This is a genomic window from Vibrio ordalii ATCC 33509, from assembly GCA_000257205.1.
Taxonomy (GTDB): Bacteria; Pseudomonadota; Gammaproteobacteria; order Enterobacterales; family Vibrionaceae; genus Vibrio; species Vibrio ordalii.
In genome coordinates this window covers 1-374 of record AEZC01000127.1, presented here as the reverse complement: position 1 = coordinate 374, position 374 = coordinate 1, and the positions used below count along the sequence as shown (strand labels likewise).

1 protein-coding gene is annotated in these 374 nt (G+C 46.5%); it reads left to right on the top strand.

Translation table 11 applies throughout. The annotated features are described in order from the left end of the window. Positions 1-374, top strand: a 374-nt coding sequence (locus tag VOR_RS0109370; RefSeq protein WP_010319445.1) for an IS66 family transposase, incomplete at both ends; no start/stop codon positions are given.

The following is a 374-nucleotide window of genomic DNA, read 5'->3' as shown; positions in this document are numbered from 1 at the left end:
ATACCGCTCTCGTTGGACAACGGCTAACACTGCTCGCCAATATGGTTTTTAGAATACGTCACCGTTTGGAAAATACAGAAATCCAGTACGAACAGTATATTCGCCGCATGAATCGACTTCGAAAATCCTTTGACCACTGGCTGCAAAAAGGCAGTGGGATAGTCGTTCAGCGATACAAAGGTCGATGTAAAAAGCTACAATCTCATAGGCAAAGCTTGTGGTTGTTCTTAACCGATACCTCAATACCACTCACCAACAACGAAGCAGAGCGGAGAATACGTGGCAGTGTCATCCAGAGTAAGATTAGCTTCGGAACGACATCTGATGCGGGCGACAAGTTCAGGGGCCGTATGCATTCGCTTGTTGAGACCTGT